The 17,011-nt window shown below is 57.6% G+C and carries 17 protein-coding genes; 4 read left to right on the top strand and 13 right to left on the bottom strand.

The features are described from left to right. Nucleotides 1-45: 45 nt before the first annotated feature. The 3 genes from ACR0DL_RS10680 (at nt 46) to ACR0DL_RS10670 (ending at nt 2,778) form a co-directional block, all read left to right on the top strand. On the top strand, nt 46-807 hold the full coding sequence (locus ACR0DL_RS10680; protein ID WP_480639226.1) for a DUF6478 family protein: 762 nt from the start codon (nt 46-48) through the stop codon (nt 805-807). 11 nt (nt 808-818) lie between these two features. After that, nucleotides 819-1,172, top strand: a complete 354-nt coding sequence (locus tag ACR0DL_RS10675; RefSeq protein WP_480689035.1) for a hypothetical protein — start codon at nt 819-821, stop codon at nt 1,170-1,172. A gap of 79 nt (nt 1,173-1,251) precedes the next feature. Then, nucleotides 1,252-2,778: an MFS transporter gene (locus ACR0DL_RS10670; protein ID WP_480639228.1), complete on the top strand. Its 1,527-nt coding sequence runs from the start codon at nt 1,252-1,254 to the stop codon at nt 2,776-2,778. Between the two features lie 43 nt (nt 2,779-2,821). On the opposite strand, the gene ACR0DL_RS10665 is transcribed toward ACR0DL_RS10670, so the two are convergent. From ACR0DL_RS10665 to ACR0DL_RS10635, 7 genes are all read right to left on the bottom strand, one after another. Beyond that, nucleotides 2,822-4,162, bottom strand: coding sequence for a S41 family peptidase (locus ACR0DL_RS10665; RefSeq protein ID WP_170350038.1), 1,341 nt, complete (start codon nt 4,160-4,162; stop codon nt 2,822-2,824). A gap of 6 nt (nt 4,163-4,168) precedes the next feature. After that, entirely contained in the window at nt 4,169-5,299 is a 1,131-nt protein-coding gene (locus ACR0DL_RS10660) for a murein hydrolase activator EnvC family protein (RefSeq protein ID WP_170412093.1), read from the bottom strand. Continuing rightward, a complete protein-coding gene (gpmI, locus tag ACR0DL_RS10655) occupies nt 5,296-6,813 on the bottom strand; it encodes a 2,3-bisphosphoglycerate-independent phosphoglycerate mutase (protein ID WP_480689033.1) in 1,518 nt (505 codons plus the stop codon). Before gpmI ends, ACR0DL_RS10660 begins: the two co-directional genes overlap by 4 nt. 88 nt (nt 6,814-6,901) lie before the next feature. After that, nucleotides 6,902-8,590: a sulfatase-like hydrolase/transferase gene (locus ACR0DL_RS10650; protein ID WP_480689031.1), complete on the bottom strand. Its 1,689-nt coding sequence runs from the start codon at nt 8,588-8,590 to the stop codon at nt 6,902-6,904. Between the two features lie 64 nt (nt 8,591-8,654). Next, nucleotides 8,655-8,897: a (Na+)-NQR maturation NqrM gene (gene nqrM / locus ACR0DL_RS10645; RefSeq protein ID WP_170350034.1), complete on the bottom strand. Its 243-nt coding sequence runs from the start codon at nt 8,895-8,897 to the stop codon at nt 8,655-8,657. 15 nt (nt 8,898-8,912) lie between these two features. Beyond that, entirely contained in the window at nt 8,913-9,938 is a 1,026-nt protein-coding gene (locus ACR0DL_RS10640; protein WP_480689029.1) for an FAD:protein FMN transferase, read from the bottom strand. 66 nt (nt 9,939-10,004) lie between these two features. Beyond that, entirely contained in the window at nt 10,005-10,190 is a 186-nt protein-coding gene (locus ACR0DL_RS10635; RefSeq protein WP_170361640.1) for a hypothetical protein, read from the bottom strand. A 125-nt stretch (nt 10,191-10,315) separates the two neighbouring features. Between ACR0DL_RS10635 and ACR0DL_RS10630 the strand changes: the two genes are divergently transcribed. Continuing rightward, nucleotides 10,316-10,840 (top strand): CBS domain-containing protein, encoded by a 525-nt coding sequence (locus tag ACR0DL_RS10630; RefSeq protein WP_170350031.1) that lies wholly within the window; start codon nt 10,316-10,318, stop codon nt 10,838-10,840. 75 nt (nt 10,841-10,915) lie between these two features. Here ACR0DL_RS10630 and nqrF read toward each other — a convergent pair whose 3' ends face one another. From nqrF to ACR0DL_RS10600, 6 genes are read right to left on the bottom strand one after another with little or no spacing between them, the layout of a single operon-like run. Then, nucleotides 10,916-12,139, bottom strand: coding sequence for an NADH:ubiquinone reductase (Na(+)-transporting) subunit F (gene nqrF, locus ACR0DL_RS10625; RefSeq protein WP_480689027.1), 1,224 nt, complete (start codon nt 12,137-12,139; stop codon nt 10,916-10,918). A 10-nt stretch (nt 12,140-12,149) separates the two neighbouring features. Further along, complete coding sequence (gene nqrE / locus ACR0DL_RS10620) at nt 12,150-12,758, bottom strand: NADH:ubiquinone reductase (Na(+)-transporting) subunit E (protein WP_170350029.1); 609 nt, start codon at nt 12,756-12,758, stop codon at nt 12,150-12,152. Continuing rightward, entirely contained in the window at nt 12,758-13,411 is a 654-nt protein-coding gene (locus ACR0DL_RS10615; RefSeq protein WP_170350028.1) for an NADH:ubiquinone reductase (Na(+)-transporting) subunit D, read from the bottom strand. The genes nqrE and ACR0DL_RS10615 overlap by 1 nt, the downstream gene beginning before the upstream one ends. Further along, complete coding sequence (locus ACR0DL_RS10610) at nt 13,411-14,238, bottom strand: Na(+)-translocating NADH-quinone reductase subunit C (RefSeq protein WP_170376879.1); 828 nt, start codon at nt 14,236-14,238, stop codon at nt 13,411-13,413. Before ACR0DL_RS10610 ends, ACR0DL_RS10615 begins: the two co-directional genes overlap by 1 nt. After that, nucleotides 14,231-15,439 (bottom strand): NADH:ubiquinone reductase (Na(+)-transporting) subunit B, encoded by a 1,209-nt coding sequence (locus tag ACR0DL_RS10605; RefSeq protein ID WP_170394680.1) that lies wholly within the window; start codon nt 15,437-15,439, stop codon nt 14,231-14,233. The genes ACR0DL_RS10610 and ACR0DL_RS10605 overlap by 8 nt, the downstream gene beginning before the upstream one ends. Nucleotides 15,440-15,444: 5 nt before the next feature. Beyond that, nucleotides 15,445-16,788 carry a Na(+)-translocating NADH-quinone reductase subunit A gene (locus tag ACR0DL_RS10600; protein ID WP_480689024.1) on the bottom strand — a complete coding sequence of 448 codons (1,344 nt, stop codon included), beginning with the start codon at nt 16,786-16,788 and terminating at the stop codon, nt 15,445-15,447. Between the last annotated feature and the right edge of the window lie 223 nt (nt 16,789-17,011).

Here is a 17,011-nt window from a genome sequence, read left to right as displayed (position 1 = left end):
GCGTTGTCTTTGACTAAACAGGGTCACACTTTGAATGATGGGGCCATGGGCAGACTTCTGGATCGCTATATTCAACGCCGCGCCGTCGAACGCTGGCGTCAGGCCCTGCGTGGTGCGTCTGCTGCGCCTGAACCGCAACTGCGGCAACAGCGTGATGATGCGCGCAAGCTGCGCACGCATCTGCAGTTGCTGATTCATGAGGCCGACAGCCGTCTGGCCCGACCTCGAATTGGGTCGACCCAATTCCCAAAACCCCTTGGCACCGATTGGTGCTGGCGACCGGATCTGTGGCGCGGGCCATTGCCGCGTCCGGGTGTGGCCTCGGCCGCACGAAAGGCGCAGATGGACCGGCAGGTGACCTTGTTCCACGACTGTTCCCTGGCCGAAATAGCAATGCGGCAGACCCGAAATTCCCGCGACAAGGATCTGGCCGCATATGGGATGACAGTTGAAGTGTTCGGGTTTTCGGGCTCTTTCCTGTCCCTGTCTGTGGAATTGCCCTACGAGGCTGCTCAGGGCCTGACCAAACAGCATCTCATGCGTGTGGATACCCTGATCGAGGCCGAGCAGCCGCTTGAGATATTCGCCCGTCTCAACATCCAGCACGGACCCAACGCTGAACAGGTTCTGCGCAAGCTGGACCTGTCTGCAAGCTCCTGCTCAGTCGATTTCGATCTGGCACATTTGCCCTTGAATGAGTCGCGGATCGAGAAGATCTGGCTGGACCTGATCTTTGAAAACCCGCAGATGAATCGCGTTTCCCTGCGCGATCTGACCTTCTGCCGCCACCATCGCGCCGATTTGTAAGAGGTCCGGCCATGACGCAATCGACATTGACACCCATCCGGTTCGAGAACGGCCTCTGGCAGGGTCACCTGCAGGCCGAGGTGGCGGTTGAGGTTCTGTACTTGGGCGAACCTTTGGAAGACGTGCGCGTGACACCAGCAGATGACGGATGGGCACTGACTGTCCCTGTACCCGTGAAGGCACTGTCCGATGGCGTGCATTGCTTTGTCATCGTGGACGCAGGCACGTCCGAAAAACTTGGCGATTTTACCATTATCGCAGGCGCCTCGGCAGCGGATGATCTTCGCGCTGAGGTCGAGCTGCTGCGCGCGGAACTGGATATGCTGAAACGGGCATTTCGGCGGGCGCAGAGCGTGGGCGAATAGCCCGTTTAGGGCCAAGTCCCTATCTTTTCATCAGAATCCCGTGCATCCTTGAGCGACCCGCAGCAACTTGGGCAAGCTCATGGATCGCAGCAGCATCATTAAACTCATCGCGCTGATGGTGACGGGGTTCGGGATCGGCATCGACTTTACCGGTGCGTTGATCCTGGTTCCGGCTATCGAAAACAGTTTCGACGCCGATATCACCAGCACCCAATGGGTTTTGAACATCTATGCCCTGTTCTTTGCCATGACGATGGTTGCCGGGGGGCGGCTTGGCGACATGTACGGGCACCGCAAGTTGATGCTGATCGGCCTGTCGATCTTTCTGTTTTCCTCTGTCATGTGTTTTGTATCGCCTAGCCTGGATTTTCTGATTGTCTCACGCGCATTACAGGGGATCGGCGCGGGATGTGTCTGGCCCTGCACGCTGGCCTACGGCGCCACCAAAGTCTCGCGCCCTGAACATCGCGCCATGATCATGGGGCTTATTCTGGCAGGTGTCACCTGTGGTAATGTCATTGGCCCGCTGATCAGCGGTACGGTCGTCAACCTGGGGGATTGGCGGCTATTTTTCCTTGCAAACGTGGTGTTTGCGACCATTTCGATGGTCACCGCCCTAGTGTTGATGGAGCGCGAAACCCAGCACAAACAAGGCGAACACATCGACGTTGCAGGTATGGCTGTACTGTCATTGGCTGTCCTGCTGTTGCTTTATGGGTTGGACGTGGGTGCAGATTGGGGCTGGACCTCATCGCCGCTGCTGATGTTGTTCTTCGTCTGCGCTGTTCTGTTCGTCTTGTTCCCACAAGTGGAAAAACGAGTGAAAGAACCCCTATTGCTGCCCCAGATGATGGCAAACAGAGAGTTTCGCATCACGCTGGGCCTGAACATGTTCAATGTCTCAGCAGCGTTCGTAGGGTTGATGTATTTCCCCCAATACATGCAAAAGGTATTGGGCTGGTCGACGTTGCAATCTGCATTCGGGTTGGCCCCGCTTACTGTTCTGCTTGCCGTGGGGTCCATCTTGTCGGGCAAACTGTACAACGATTTCGGTCCCAAACGGCTTTTGTTCTGGGGTTACCTGTGCGCCACTATCGGTGCGGCCAGTGTTGTCGTGTTGCCCGCAGGGTTGGGCTATTTTCAGATTCTGCCCGGTATGGCGATGATTGGGTTGGGGGCCACGCTGACGGTTGGCCCATCAGGCACCGCTGCGGTTTGCGCGGTGAAACCGGAACGGGCCGGGTTGGTCGGTGGGCTGAGTTTCATGACTCACCTCGTCTATGGTGCCATCTCGGTGGCCTGCGCGACCGCGATCATGTATCTGGCCAGTCTGCGTAGCCTGGGCGAACGTCTGGCGACCGCCGGGATTGATATGTCGGAATCCGATCAGCGGGCCATCAACGGTGGGACGCTGACCACATCCTCTGCACGCGCGATCATGGACAAACTGAGCACGGCCGAAGCCGAAAAGGTCAAAACCGCCATCACCGCAGCGTTTGACACCGGCATGAACATGGCGTTCATTTTCGCCACTGTGTCTGTATCTGTCGGCGTCTTATTGGCGATGTTGCTGGATGAGGAAAAGCTGCACAAAGTGGAAAGCTGATCCACCAAAGAAGAAGGGCCGCCTGTCTGGCGGCCCCGTTTGTTTACTGCGACGGCCCGTTCGGGTTGAAGGCCGACAAACCTTTGAGGATATCGATAGCATAGGCCATTTGATAATCTTCTTCCCGTAGCTCGGCTGTGGCTTCGGCCCGGGCTCGGTCTTCCTCGATCTGACGAATCTCATCTTCGCTGAGGCTGTCATTGTTCAGGCTGCCGCGCAGGTCGGCTTCGGACCGGGCGGGACGGTTCGAATCTTCCTCTTCCGAATCCGGCACCGGGCGCGGTTGCTCGACAATGATGTCGGGGCTGACGCCAAGCGCCTGGATCGAACGACCCGACGGTGTGTAATACCGCGACGTAGTCAGGCGCATGGCCCCGTCGCCACGCAGCGGCATGACCGTCTGAACAGAACCTTTGCCAAAGCTTTTGGTGCCGACCACGATGGCGCGGCGGTGATCCTGCAAGGCACCGGCAACAATCTCGGACGCCGAGGCCGAACCCCCATTGATCAGAACCACAATCGGCTTGCCTTCGGCCAGATCGCCTGGGGTTGCGTTAAACCGCTCACCCTCGCCCGGGTCGCGGCCACGGGTAGACACGATCTCACCCTCGTTCAGGAAGGCATCGGAGACCTTGATCGCCTGCGTCAGCAGACCGCCCGGGTTGTTGCGCAGGTCCAGAACAAAGCCATTGACCTTTTCGATGCCACCAGCCTCTTCGATCTGTTCGTTCAGCCCTTCCTGCAGGTTGGGGAAGGTCTGGTCGTTAAAGGTGGTCACTCGCAGCACGACGCTGGTGCCTTCGGTGCGGGCACGCACAGCGGTCAGCTTGATCGTGTCGCGAATGATTGTGACGTCAAAGGGTTCCTGTTCCCCTTCGCGCACGACCGTAATCACGATTTCCGAACCCACAGGTCCGCGCATCAGATCCACCGCCTTGTCCAGCGTCAGGCCCAGAATGCTTTCGCCATCGACATGGGTGATGAAGTCCCCAGCCTCGATCCCAGCCGCATCCGCCGGGGTGTCATCAATCGGAGAGACAACTTTCACAAAGCCCTCTTCCTGCGTGACTTCGATACCCAGCCCGCCAAATTCGCCGCGTGTCTGCACGCGCATCTGTTCGGCGTCGTCAGGCGACAGATAGCTGGAATGCGGGTCCAGCGATGTCAGCATCCCATCAATCGCTGCTTCGATCAGCTCCTCGGGCTCAACCTCTTCAACATATTGCGCACGTATGCGTTCGAAAATGTCCCCGAACAGATCAAGCTGCTCATAGACGCTGGCCTTGTTCTCAGCCTCTTGTGCCAGCAGGGGTCCTGCGATCTGAGTAGTTGCGAGTATGCCTGCCACGGTTCCGGCCAAACCGGCCATCACAAATTTCTTCATATGTATTTATCCATCCTTGCTGGTCCGAAACCACGATTCCGGGTCCACGGGGCTGTTATCCTGTCTTACCTCTATATAGAGCGTTTCTGACCGATCAGTTCCAGTGCCATCACTGCTTGTTGACAAAATAGCGCCGATTTCGGGCGTTTCACCAGGCATCAAGCCGACCGGAGTGCCCTCGGGGATCACCTGACCGGGGTTGCCGTAGACCTCTTGCAGCCCCGAAAATACGAATAAAAGACCGGGTTGAGGCTCTAGGATGACCAGATTCCCCAAATCCAGCAGCGGCCCGCGATAACGTATCGTAGCCGCAGTCGGCGATGTCACAATCGCGCGTGGACGTGTGCCCAGCACCACACCCGGGCGCTTGACCCCTGCTGCATCCGTGTCACCAGCGCGGTGCAGCACAACACCCTGAGCGGGCAAGGCAACTTCACCCTTGCGCTGGGAAATATCCGCGTTGGTTTCAGCAATCTCCCCTTCTGAGATTTCCGACAGTCCGCTGGCAAACCCTTCCAGCGTTTCTGTGGACGAGATCAGGATCGCCGTTCGAACCGGATCTTCGACAAAACGCACCGGCAAATCGGTCCGATCTGCTATGGCGGTACTGAGCTTCGTACGCGCGGTCTGCACGCCGGTCAGGCCTTCGGTCAGAGTATCAGCGGCGCTTTGTTGCAGCTGCCGCAGGGTTTGGACCTCTTGCAGGTCGTGGGCCAGTTCTTGCGCGCGAGCGTTCAAACCTGGCGTGACCTCGGACAGCATCATACCTGCGCGGGCCGATCCCAACGGGCCAGAGGGGTGCAGCATCAGAACCGGTGGCGCGGTTGTTTCGATGGTTTGCAACACGCCCAGCAACTGCGCGATTTCATCCTCGCGGCTGCGCAATTCAGTGGTCAACTGTGCCTCGCGCGTGGCGGCGCGGCGCAGGCCCTCGCGCATGGCGGTTAGACCGGCCTCATAGGCCTGAATGGTTTCGGTCAGGGCACGCACGCGGTCACGGGCGCTGTCGGCCTCAGTCAAGGCGACGGATGCGTCTTCCAGCATTTGCACCGCATTCAGCGCCGCTGTGGACGGGTCGGTCTGGGCGTGGACCGGCGTCGCAAACAGCACTGCCCAAAGAAGCGCGCGCAAGGTCATGACAACAGGCTCTTGCCGGTCATTTCGGGTGGCTGTTCAAGGCCCATCAACTGCAACAGGGTCGGTGCCAGATCGGACAGACGCCCATTACGCAACGTGGAGCCTTCCGGCCCACCCACCAGCGCCACGGGAACGGGATTCAAGGTATGCGCGGTGTGCGGTCCGCCGGTTTCGGGATCCACCATCATTTCACAATTGCCGTGGTCGGCAGTGATGATCATCGCACCACCTGCCTTTTTCAGCGCGGCAACCACCTGTGCCAGGCCCCGGTCCACTGCCTCGCAGGCTTTGATTGCGGCTTGAAGATCACCGGTGTGACCCACCATATCGGGGTTGGCATAATTGGTGATGATCAGGTCGTACCCGGCCTCGATCGCCTCGACAAACTTTGCGGTAACCTCGGCTGAGGACATTTCGGGCTGCAAATCATATGTCGCCACTTTTGGTGACTTCGGCATAAAACGATCTTCGCCCACTTCGGGCGTTTCTTTGCCACCGTTGAGGAAAAACGTAACATGCGGGTATTTCTCGGTCTCGGCCAAGCGGAACTGACGCAGCCCCTGTTTAGCGACCCATTCGCCCAGCGTGTTCACGATATCGCGCTTTGGGAACACGGTTGTCATGTAGGCATTGTGACCGTCCGAGTATTCCACCATACCCAATAGCGCAGACAGGTGTGGGCGCGGACCGGTGTCGAAATCAGCAAAATCCGGCTCGCCAATCGCGCGTAGAATCTCGCGCGCCCGATCAGCGCGGAAGTTGAGGCAGAAAACACCATCGCCATCACTTACGCCGTCATAGCCTTGTAGAACCGTTGGCACAATGAACTCGTCGGTTTCCGACTGGTTGTAGGCGTGATCAATCGCGCCATGCGCTGTGGCCGCAGTCCGCCCCTGCCCCTTGATCATCGCCTCAAAGGCCTCACTGACGCGTTCCCAGCGGTTGTCGCGGTCCATCGCGAAATAGCGCCCGCTGACAGTCACAACGCGCGCACCTTCGGGCAGTCGGTCCTCAAGCTCGGCAATGTAGGTGAAAGCCGATTTCGGGGCCACATCGCGCCCATCCGTGATCGCGTGCAGCGCGACAGGAACGCCCGCATCGGTGATGGCTTTGGCCGCAGCGATGATGTGGTTCAGATGCCCATGCACCCCGCCATCCGAAACCAGCCCCATCAGATGCGCTGTACCACTCGCGGCCTTCACCTTGGCGATGAAATCCTGCAGGGCGTTGTTGTCGAAGAATGAGCCATCTTCGATCGCCAGATCAATCTGACCCAGATCCATGGCCACGATGCGGCCCGCGCCAATATTGGTATGGCCGACCTCGGAATTGCCCATCTGACCGCTGGGCAGGCCAACATCGGGCCCGTGCGTTATCAAAGTGGCATGCGGCCCGTTGGCCATGATTGCGTCGAACGTAGGGGTATTGGCCAGATACGGCGCGTTGGCTTTGGTGTCCTCGGACAGGCCCCACCCATCGAGAATGCACAGGACAACGGGTTTGGGGGCGGTCATTATAGCTCTCCGGATTTCTGCTCTTGGTCGATCTTTTACCGCCTGACCATCGGCGGGTGAACCGCCTTTTGGCCTGTGGTGGGCAGATTTAATGCCGGGGCGGTTTTTCCTTGCCGATATATTCGGTGAATGGCCGAGCCTTGCGCCCCCGGTACTTGACGGTCAGATCCAGCGGAGCATCGTTTTCGTCATAGACCCCGACAACAACACCCCTGCCGCGGCTTTTGGTCCGCATATCGATCAGTTGTTGTTCCGAGCGCGTGGTCCGTTGCGAAGCGCGGCGCGTCCACGCGAAAAGGTAATCGTACATACGGTCGATAATTTCGGCATGATCCGCGCTTTCACCAAGATCGATCAACTCGTCCGGGTCGTTTTCCAGATCAAACAGGATTGGACGGTGGCCACCTTCACAATGGATCAGCTTCCACTTTTTGTCGGCAACCATGAACATCACCGCATCCCGGACCGAGGCGTTCAGCGTATCGGCAATCGGTGAGGCCGAATAGTCATATTCACAGATCACCACATCGCGCGCGGTCTCTTCCTGCCGCCCGTGCAGGATCGGCAGCAAGGAATGCCCTTCGAGGATGTGCAAAGGCGCATCGCCCCCCGCAACCTCCACAAAGGTCGGGGCAAGGTCGATGGATTCGACCAGCGCATCACTGACAGTACCGCGCGTGGCGTCGGCCTCGGCTGACGGGTCGTAGATGATCAGGGGCACTTTGATCGAGGCATCGTGGAAGAAGGTCTTCTCCCCCATCCAGTGATCGCCCAGAAAATCCCCATGGTCCGAGGTCAACACGATCATCGTATCGTCCATCCGGCCGGTTTTCTCCATCCAGTCGAACAGGCGGCCCATCTGGTCATCGGCCTGTTTGATCAGGCCCATATAGGCGGGGATCACCGCCTCGCGCACATCCTGGCGCGAGAATGTCTGGCCGATCTTCGTGTCCATAAAGGCCCGCAGCACTGGGTGGGCTTTTTGGCGCTCGACCTCGGATCGCACCACAGGCAGCACATGTTCGGGACCATACATCGAGGCATAGAGCTCGGGCACGATATAAGGCCAATGCGGCTTGATGAAGCTCAGGTGACAACACCATGGACCGTCCTGCGATTGCATAAAGTCTATTCCGCGACCCGTCAGATACGGGGTTTCGCTGTCTTCTTCGGCTATATTGGCGGGTTCGGGGGAATTCTTCAGGAACCAGCCCGACAGGACGTTGCCATCCGCATCCAGCCCCGAGTTGGCAAAGTCGTGCCAGGGGTTGTCGCTCTCATATCCCTTGGCGCTGAGGTATTTATTGTATTCCCTGGCCCCGTCCGGATCGTAAAACCCGTCCGGCCCCTCGGGACGCATCCCATCATCGCGTTCAAACACGTCAAAGCCGCATTCTGCCACGCGGGCACCGATCAGGCTGTCGGGTTCCAGCCCCAGCCGTGCCATGCCTTCGGCATCCGCACGCATATGGGTTTTACCGACCAGCCAGCACCCCATCCCGGCCTTGCGAAGATGATCGCCCATCGTCATCTCGCCCACTTTCAACGGGATGCCATTCCAGGACGCACCATGCGAATGCACATAGCGCCCGGTATAGGTCGACATGCGTGAACTACCGCAAATGGGGGACTGGATAAAAGCCCGGTCAAACCGCACACCCCGCGCGGCCAAACGATCAATGTTCGGAGTGTGCAGATGCGGATGGCCGTAGCAACTCAGATAATCCCAGCGCAGCTGGTCGAACATGATGAACAGAATGTTTTTGGCTTTGGCCAACGCGGCACCTCCCCGATAGTCAGGGACTTAGTTAGCCAATTCCCGGCCCGCAGCGAAGCGTAATTTATGCCTCGGCCTGCCGCTCCATCTGTTCCAGCATCTTCTTGGCGCGTTTGCACTGCAACTGATCACGCAGCGGGCTGTCAGGATCAATGTCTTTGTGGCAGACCACACATTTGTCCGCGCCGGAGATCGCGTTCAGGCCACCACAACTGCCTTTGATGGTTTTGCCCATCAGCATAACACCCAACGACATACCTACCATCACAAGGGCAAGCAGAATAAAGGCCAGAATAAAGGTGCTCATTGTGGTACCTACCAGTCAGTTGGTCTCAAGCGCGTCTTTGAACGCGGTGCTGTGTACCGTGATATAGGCATCTTCGCCACCCGTCACATCCCGCGAGATGAAATACACAGCAAGTTTATGTTCTTCGGCCAGCTCAAGGCCCTTTTCCTGCCCCAGCGCAAGCATTGCGGTTGCCCATGCATCCGCCATCATAGCGTTTTCAGCCAGAACAGTCACCGATGTTGTCCGATGCGTGATCGGGCGCCCGGTTGTTGGATCGATGATATGCGAATACCGCACACCGTCTTGTTCAAAGAAATTCTTGTAATCGCCCGAGCTGGCCATGCCCAGATCGCTGACCGACACAATCAGCTGATAGGTCTGCGCTCCCGCTTGTGGCTTTTCGATACCGATGCGCCAGGCCTCGCCCTTGTCGTTCTGCCCCATGGTGACCAGATCGCCACCGATCTCGACCAGATAATCTTCAATCCCGGCGTCGCGCAGGGTCTTGGCCACTGCGTCGATACCATAACCCTTGGCAATAGCGGACAGGTTGATCCCAACACCGGGTTCGGATTTGGTCAGCGTTCCCGCCTCGGCATCCAGAGTTAGCAAACGCCCCTGCCCGACACCGTTGAGTGCTTTCAGAATTTCGACATCCGCAGGCACCGGGTCTTCCGGTTTGCGGGGCCCAAAGCCCCACAGTTCGATCAAAGGTCCAAGGGTGACATCAAAGGTGCCTTCGGTTTTTTCATGCACATCATTCGCGGCGGCCATCACCTGTGCGAATTCTGCGGAAACCTGCACCGGTTCGGTGCTTGTCGCGGCGGAAAAGGTCGAGACCTCGGAATTTGGGTCCCAGTTGGACATCTTGGCGTTAACGTCTGCCAGAGTTTCTTCGACCGCCACAGCCAGCGCGTTTTCGTCCAGGTCCTGGCCAATTGCGGTGATGTTGAAGGTTGTTCCCATCGTTTCGCCCGATAGGCGAACCACCTCTGGCTCTTTGTCGAACAGACAGCCGGACAGCAAAGTGACGAAGGCCAAAACTGGCACAAGACGCATGGGGCGATCTCCTGGAAAATCAGTGTCCGGCATATGCCAGCCACCCCCGCCAGAGTCAAATCGACTTCACAGTTTCAGCGGCAAAAAGCCCAGTACCAAAAGGCCAATTCCCGCCGGCACACCAAACAGCCAGGCCCGTTTCTGCCATCCCGGCGGCTGCTGTTTCCACGTCTTGCGGAAATTATGGCCGCACACGACCACCACAAAGAAAATCAAGGCAGCCACCGGCGGGGTAAGATACAGGTCGTTCAAAGGCTTAAGCGTCCTTTTTTTGATGGGGGTTTCTGCCGATCAGCGCAATTGCACCCTATACAGGTCGTTTAGCTGCGCTAAGGTAAAAGGGAAAGACTTTGCAAGAACCATGAAGGAGATTGCCCATGGCCCCGACCTCTTACCAAGCCCCCAAGCGCGGTGACAAGGCTGACAAGACCACGTACAGCCAATCGACGGAATCGAACTTGTCGCATGCGCAGACAACTGTGGCCAAGCTGATGGATGGTAAAGGAGATGCGGTGTTTTCGGTCCGCCCGAACGATACGATCCATTCGGTGGTCAATACGCTGAAGGAAAAGCGGATTGGGGCAGTGCTGGTGACCGACCAGAACGGCACATTGCAAGGCATCCTGTCCGAGCGCGACATCGTACGGCGCATGGCGGATACGCCCGGCCAGACGTTGCCTCAAGCAGTCGAGGATCTGATGACCCGCGAGGTCAAGACTTGTTCGCCGGACGATCTGCTGGATGATGTTCTTAAAACCATGACCGACGGTCGGTTCCGCCACATGCCAGTGCTTCGCGATGGCAACCTGTGCGGCGTGATCACCATTGGCGATGTGGTGCATTTCCGTCTCAAAGAGCTGGAATACGAGGCGCTTCGCATGAAGCAGATGATCGTCGGCTAATGGCTTTGATCTAGAAGGCCAGCAACCTTGCGGCTTTAAAAAAAACCGGCGCTGAATGCGCCGGTTTTTCGTTTCTTACCCGCCGAAATCGTCGAGCATAATGTCTTCGCGGTCCACACCCAGATCCAGCAGCATGTTGATGACCGACTGGTTCATGATTGGTGGGCCACACATGTAGAACTCACAATCTTCGGGCGCGGGGTGGTTTTTGAGGTATTCCTCGAACAGCACATTGTGGATGAAGCCGGTATAGCCTTTCCAGTCATCCTCGGGCTGCGCATCGGACAGGGCCACGTGCCATTCGAAATTGTCAAATTCCTTGGCCAGCGTGTCGAAATCCTCGACAAAGAACATCTCTTTCTTGGACCGCGCGCCGTACCAGAAGCTGATCTTGCGGTCTCGGTTTTCAAGACGTTTGAGCTGGTCAAAGATATGGCTGCGCATCGGCGCCATACCGGCACCACCACCGATGAAGACCATCTCTTTTTGCGTGTCGCGGGCGAAGAATTCGCCGAACGGACCCGAAATGGTGACTTTGTCGCCTGGTTTCAGATTGAAGATGTACGACGACATCTGACCCGCCGGAATACCTTCGGAACCCGGAGGCGGTGAAGCAACCCGGACGTTCAGCATGATCATGCCTTTCTCATCCGGATAGTTGGCCATCGAGTAGGCGCGCTCGATCGGTTCATTTACCACAGATTCGTACTGCCACAGATTGAAGCGATCCCAATCCTCGCGGTATTCCTCTTCGACGTCGAAATCGGTGTATTTCAACTGGTGCGCGGGGGCTTCGATCTGGATGTAACCACCGGCCCGGAAATTTACATCCTCACCCTCGGGCAGGTCCAGCGTCAGCGCCTTGATGAAGGTCGCCACGTTCTCGTTCGACCGAACGGTGCATTCCCATTTCTTGACGCCAAAGACCTCTTCGGGGACTTCGATATCCATGTCCTGTTTGACCGCAACCTGACAGGACAAACGATCGCCGCATGCAGCCTCACGCTTGGTGATGTGACTTTCTTCGGTCGGCAGGATCGACCCGCCACCCGAATGCACCTTGACCCGGCATTGCGCGCAGGTGCCGCCACCGCCGCAGGCCGACGGGACAAAGAGCTTCTCAGCCGCCAGCGTTTGCAGCAACTTGCCGCCTGCGGGCACCGAGATGGTTTTTTCGCCATTGATAGTGATGTTCACATCACCGGTGGATACAAGTCTGGAGCGTGCCGCCAGAATGATCGTTACCAGCGCGATAACGATCAGGGTAAAGAGGACGACGCCAAGGCTAAAAGTTTCCATTCGTCCCTCCTTACAGTTTCACGCCCGAGAAGGACATAAAGGCCAGCGCCATCAGTCCTGCGGTGATGAAGGTGATCCCCAGACCCTGCAGGCCGTCAGGAATATCCGAATATTTCAGCTTTTCCCGAACCCCTGCCATCGCGGTGATCGCCAGCGCCCAGCCAAAGCCCGAAGACAGACCATAGGTCGCGGCTTCGGCAAAGTTATAGTCGCGTTCCACCATGAACAGCGAACCACCCAGAATTGCGCAGTTCACCGTGATCAGCGGCAGGAAGATCCCCAGCGCGTTGTAGAGCGGCGGAAAATACTTATCCAAGATCATCTCTAGGATCTGCACCATCGCCGCGATCACACCGATATACGAGATAAGGCCAAGAAAGGTCAGGTCCACATCCGGGAACCCGGCCCAAGCCAGCGCGCCCGGTTTCAGCAGATAAGTCAGCAGCAGGTTGTTGGTGGGCACGGTGATCGCCTGAACCAGCATCACCGAAATGCCCAGACCCAGCGCGGTCGAAATCTTCTTGGAAACGGCGATGAAGGTACACATCCCCAGGAAGAAGCTTAGCGCAAGGTTTTCGACAAATATGGCCTTTACGGCCAGTGAAATCAGACCTTCCATTAGTGGGCCTCTACCTGCTGAATTTTGTATTCACGTTCTTCCACCTGGCTCGGCTTCCACGTGCGGAAGGCCCAGATGATCAGACCGATGATGAAGAACGCCGATGGCGGCAGCAGCAGCATGCCGTTGGGCACGTACCAGCCACCATTGTTGACGGTTTGCAGAATGGTCACGCCAAACAGCGACCCCGCCCCGAACAATTCGCGGAAGAAACCGACCAGCAGCAGGATCAGGCCATAGCCCATCCCGTTGCCCAATCCATCGATGAACGATGCGACCGGAGGGTTCTTCATCGCAAACGCCTCGGCGCGGCCCATCACGATACAGTTGGTGATGATCAGACCGACAAACACCGACAGGGTTTTCGAAATCTCAAAGGCATAGGCCTTGAGAACCTGATCCACCAAGATCACCAGCGAGGCGATGATCACCATCTGCACGATGATCCGGATCGAGCTGGGGATCTGGTTGCGCAGGCACGAGATAAAGAAGGACGAGAACGATGTCACGAAGGTCACCGCCAGTGCCATCACGAACGACACCTGCAGTGACGAGGTCACCGCCAAAGCCGAACAGATGCCAAGCACCTGCAGGGTGATCGGGTTATTGTCGACAAGCGGGTCGACCAGCATTTCTTTCTTGGTCTGGGACATCAAATCTCTCCTGCTTGCAGTTTGGCCAGGAACGGAGCGAAGCCCGCATCACCCATCCAGAATTTCACCAGGTTATCGACACCAACCGAAGTCAGTGTGGCACCGGCCAGCGCGTCGACGTAAAAGTCGGGGCCAGCTGCTGGTTGCGATTTCGCAACGGTAATCTGCAGATCACCCGCGTCATCACGCAGCTTCTTGCCGCTCCACAACGCTTTCCAGCGGGGGTTGTCCACCTCGGCCCCAAGGCCCGGCGTTTCACCATGCTGATAGAATTGCAGGCCGTAGATATCGTTGCCGTTGTTTTCCAGCGCGATAAAACCATAGAGCGTGGACCACAGACCATAGCCGTGCAGCGGCAGGATCACCTTATCCAGATCACCCGCATTATCTCGCAGCAGGTAAATCACACGATACTTAGCTTTGCGGCCGATCCCGGCCGGGTCGTCGTCCAGCGCAACGCTCAACTCAGGATCACTTGCGGCTGCGATGTCGTCAAAGGTGGCCGGATCAAACTGGTCATCGACGAATTCGCCAGTGGACAGTTCCACAACATGCGGCTCAAACGCGGCGAAGGCTTCGGTCACGTCGGCGCCGGGTTCATAAACACCCGCGACCTGCAGGACATTGATCTGCTTGTCCTTCAGCTTGTTCGCTTCTTGCACGGGGCGCAGACTTACAGCAGCCGAGGACACGACCATCGAGGCGACAAGGCAGACAGCGACGGCGATAAAGATCGTCTTGCCGACCGAATCCGGCGAGGCTGCCAGGAACTTGGCAATCGCCCCCTTGGGTGCCTCGTTATTGTCTGGGGATTGCGTATCAGACATGGCGACGCGCCCTCCGTTTGATGTTGGCCTGAACGACGAAATAGTCGATCAGAGGTGCAAAGACGTTGCCGAACAGAATGGCCAGCATCATGCCTTCGGGGAAAGCCGGGTTAATCACACGGATCATCACAACCATGACACCGATCAGCGCGCCATAGATGTAGCGGCCCAGATTGGTGTGGCTGGCCGAAACCGGTTCGGTGACCATGAAGGCCAGACCAAAGGCATAGCCACCAACGACCAGGTGCCAGTACCACGGCATTGCAAACATCGGGTTAGTGTCCGAACCGATCAGGTTCAGTAGCAGGGAAAAGACGATCATGCCCCCCAGACAGCCAACGATCAGGCGGAAGTTCGCAATACGTGTCACCAACAGGAAGCCCAGGCCAATCAGACAGGCCAGTGTGGAAGTTTCGCCAAAGCTGCCCTGCATGAAGCCCATGAAGGCATTCCACCAGGTCAGTCCTTCGGCTGCCAGCGCCTGATAGCCTTCGGATGCTGAAACCGACAGCGCAGTTGCACCTGAAAAACCGTCAACCGGGGTCCAGACCGTGTCACCCGACATATTCGCCGGATAGGCGAAATACAGGAAGGCCCGCCCGACCAGCGCAGGGTTGAGGAAGTTCTTACCAGTGCCGCCAAATACCTCTTTACCGATGACCACACCGAAGATGATACCCAGAGCCACCTGCCACAACGGGGCAGATGCGGGCATAATCAGAGTGTAAAGCATTGAGGTAACAAGGAAACCTTCGTTGACTTCATGCCCTCGTACGGTGGCGAAGATCACCTCGAAAATACCGCCCGCGACCAATGTTACGATGTAAATCGGTAGGAAATACATCAATCCGTGCATCACGTTGGCGAAGATGCTGGACGGGTCCAGCGAGATGCCAAATGCCTGCAGGATGGCGATACGCCAGCCAGTTGCCGCATCCGGGCCAAGCGCCGCAATCGCGCTGTTGGCCTGATAGCCGGTATTCCACATCCCCCACAGGATACAGGGGATCGTCGCGATCACGACATAAGTCATGATCCGCTTCATATCTATGTAGGACCGCGCGTGCGGGGCGACGGTGGTGACGGATTTCGGAGTGTAGATAAAGCTTTCCACCATCTCGTAGATGGGGAAATACTTCTCGTACTTGCCGCCCTTGGTAAAGTTCGGCTCGATCCGATCGAAGAAGCTGCGCAAACCCATTTGGATCAGCCCTCCTTTTCAATCTTGGTCAGGCAGTCGCGCAGCGCCAGCCCGTATTCATATTTCGCGGGACAGGCAAAGCCGACAAGGCCCAAATCCTCTTCGTCCAACTCCATCGCACCCAACGCCTGGGCGCTATCAGTGTCCATCACGAGCAGCGCGCGCAGCAGCTGCGTTGGCAGATAATCCTGCGGCATCAGCCGCTCAAACACACCCGTGGGCACCATCGCGCGGCGACCGCCGTTCAGGTTGCTGGTCAGCTTATACAGCTTGTGCGAGAACGCCGAGCCCAACACCGGCTGGACCGAATATTTCGACGACATCGGACGAATCCAGCCCATCGGAATCTGGTCGTGATCTTCGCGGATGATGCTGATCTGACGCGCGAAACGTCCCAGATAGGCGGTCGGTCCTTCGGCCTGCGTGCCCGACAGGATCGACCCCGAAATGATGCGCGGAGTGCCGTCCACGTCGATCTCGTCGTTGGTCAGATCGTCGATCGAAGCGCCCATGACGGTGCGGATCAAGCGCGGTTGACGCGCCCCCGGGCCGCTGAGTGCGATCACGATGTTCGGATCCAGATGACCGGACTGCATCAAGCGACCAATGGCGATCACGTCCTGATAACCGATGGTCCAGACCTGCTTGTCCCCCGCCAGGGGTTCAAGGAAATGAATATGCGTCCCGGCCAATCCGGCGGGATGCGGGCCCGAGAAAGCCACAGCTTCGACCCCCGGCACATCCGCGCCCGGAATGGCGTCGCCTTCCTTGTGGCACAGATAGGTCTTGCCTTCGGTCAGCTTGGTGATTGCGGCCAAACCGGCTGCAAAGGCCTCACTGGCATCGGCAATGATCACGGCCGCGTCTGCCGCCAACGGTTCACTGTCCATGGCGGTGACGAAAACCGCGGCCGGAGCGGTACCCGGCACCGGCATTTTCGAATAGGGCCGAGTGCGGAAGGCAGTCCAGAGACCGGCCGCGCACAGCTTTTCGGTCACACCTTCGGCGCTGTCCGCATTGCCCACGCCCGAGAAATCAATCCCTGTATCGTTCGGGTCCGAAACCTCGATCACGACGCTTTGCAATACACGGCGCGCACCGCGATTGATTGCCACGATCTTACCACTCAGCGGAGCGACCATCATCGCCTCGGGCGCATCCTTGTGGCAGAACAACGGCGTACCGCGCTGAACCGCGTCACCTTCCTGCACCAGCATGCGCGGTTTCAGGCCCAGGTAATCCCCGCCCAATACCCCAACGGTTTTAAATTCAGGTCCCGGCTGGATGGTTTGATCCGGCGCGCCTTGCACCGGCAGCTCCAACCCTTTTTTCAGTTTGAAAGTTTGCATGTTGCTACTGTCTTCCAAGCCTCTTTATCTGCGCCGGTTAGACCAACACTTTAACAGTGTCGGACAATAACGCAGGATTTTTTAACAGTCGTCGCAAAAGCGTCGAAATGCGTCCAAATTCCGCGGGCGTAACTCCGATTTGGGCTCCTTTACGCGGGGATGATGCTAAAAGCAAACCCGTTGCCGCCAAAATCACACAATGATTTTCACTTTCCTTTGAAAT

This window comes from Ruegeria sp. BB5 (assembly GCF_056539405.1).
Note: the sequence above shows the minus strand (reverse complement) of the source record. Positions and strands in the feature narration are given on the sequence as shown.

Bases quoted from the DNA above. Each gene is read 5' to 3' on its own strand.
- gpmI (WP_480689033.1), bottom strand. From the start codon at position 6,813: ATGACCGCCCCCAAACCCGTTGTCCTGTGCATTCTCGATGGGTGGGGC.
- nqrM (WP_170350034.1), bottom strand. From the start codon at position 8,897: ATGAGCACCTTTATTCTGGCCTTTATTCTGCTTGCCCTTGTGATGGTA.
- ACR0DL_RS10640 (WP_480689029.1), bottom strand. From the start codon at position 9,938: ATGCGTCTTGTGCCAGTTTTGGCCTTCGTCACTTTGCTGTCCGGCTGT.
- nqrE (WP_170350029.1), bottom strand. From the start codon at position 12,758: ATGGAAGGTCTGATTTCACTGGCCGTAAAGGCCATATTTGTCGAAAAC.
- nqrF (WP_480689027.1), bottom strand. From the start codon at position 12,139: ATGGAAACTTTTAGCCTTGGCGTCGTCCTCTTTACCCTGATCGTTATC.
- ACR0DL_RS10665 (WP_170350038.1), bottom strand. From the start codon at position 4,162: ATGAAGAAATTTGTGATGGCCGGTTTGGCCGGAACCGTGGCAGGCATA.
- ACR0DL_RS10605 (WP_170394680.1), bottom strand. From the start codon at position 15,439: ATGGGTTTGCGCAGCTTCTTCGATCGGATCGAGCCGAACTTTACCAAG.
- ACR0DL_RS10660 (WP_170412093.1), bottom strand. From the start codon at position 5,299: ATGACCTTGCGCGCGCTTCTTTGGGCAGTGCTGTTTGCGACGCCGGTC.
- ACR0DL_RS10670 (WP_480639228.1), top strand. From the start codon at position 1,252: ATGGATCGCAGCAGCATCATTAAACTCATCGCGCTGATGGTGACGGGG.
- ACR0DL_RS10600 (WP_480689024.1), bottom strand. From the start codon at position 16,788: ATGCAAACTTTCAAACTGAAAAAAGGGTTGGAGCTGCCGGTGCAAGGC.
- ACR0DL_RS10630 (WP_170350031.1), top strand. From the start codon at position 10,316: ATGGCCCCGACCTCTTACCAAGCCCCCAAGCGCGGTGACAAGGCTGAC.
- ACR0DL_RS10615 (WP_170350028.1), bottom strand. From the start codon at position 13,411: ATGTCCCAGACCAAGAAAGAAATGCTGGTCGACCCGCTTGTCGACAAT.
- ACR0DL_RS10610 (WP_170376879.1), bottom strand. From the start codon at position 14,238: ATGTCTGATACGCAATCCCCAGACAATAACGAGGCACCCAAGGGGGCG.
- ACR0DL_RS10680 (WP_480639226.1), top strand. From the start codon at position 46: ATGGGCAGACTTCTGGATCGCTATATTCAACGCCGCGCCGTCGAACGC.
- ACR0DL_RS10675 (WP_480689035.1), top strand. From the start codon at position 819: ATGACGCAATCGACATTGACACCCATCCGGTTCGAGAACGGCCTCTGG.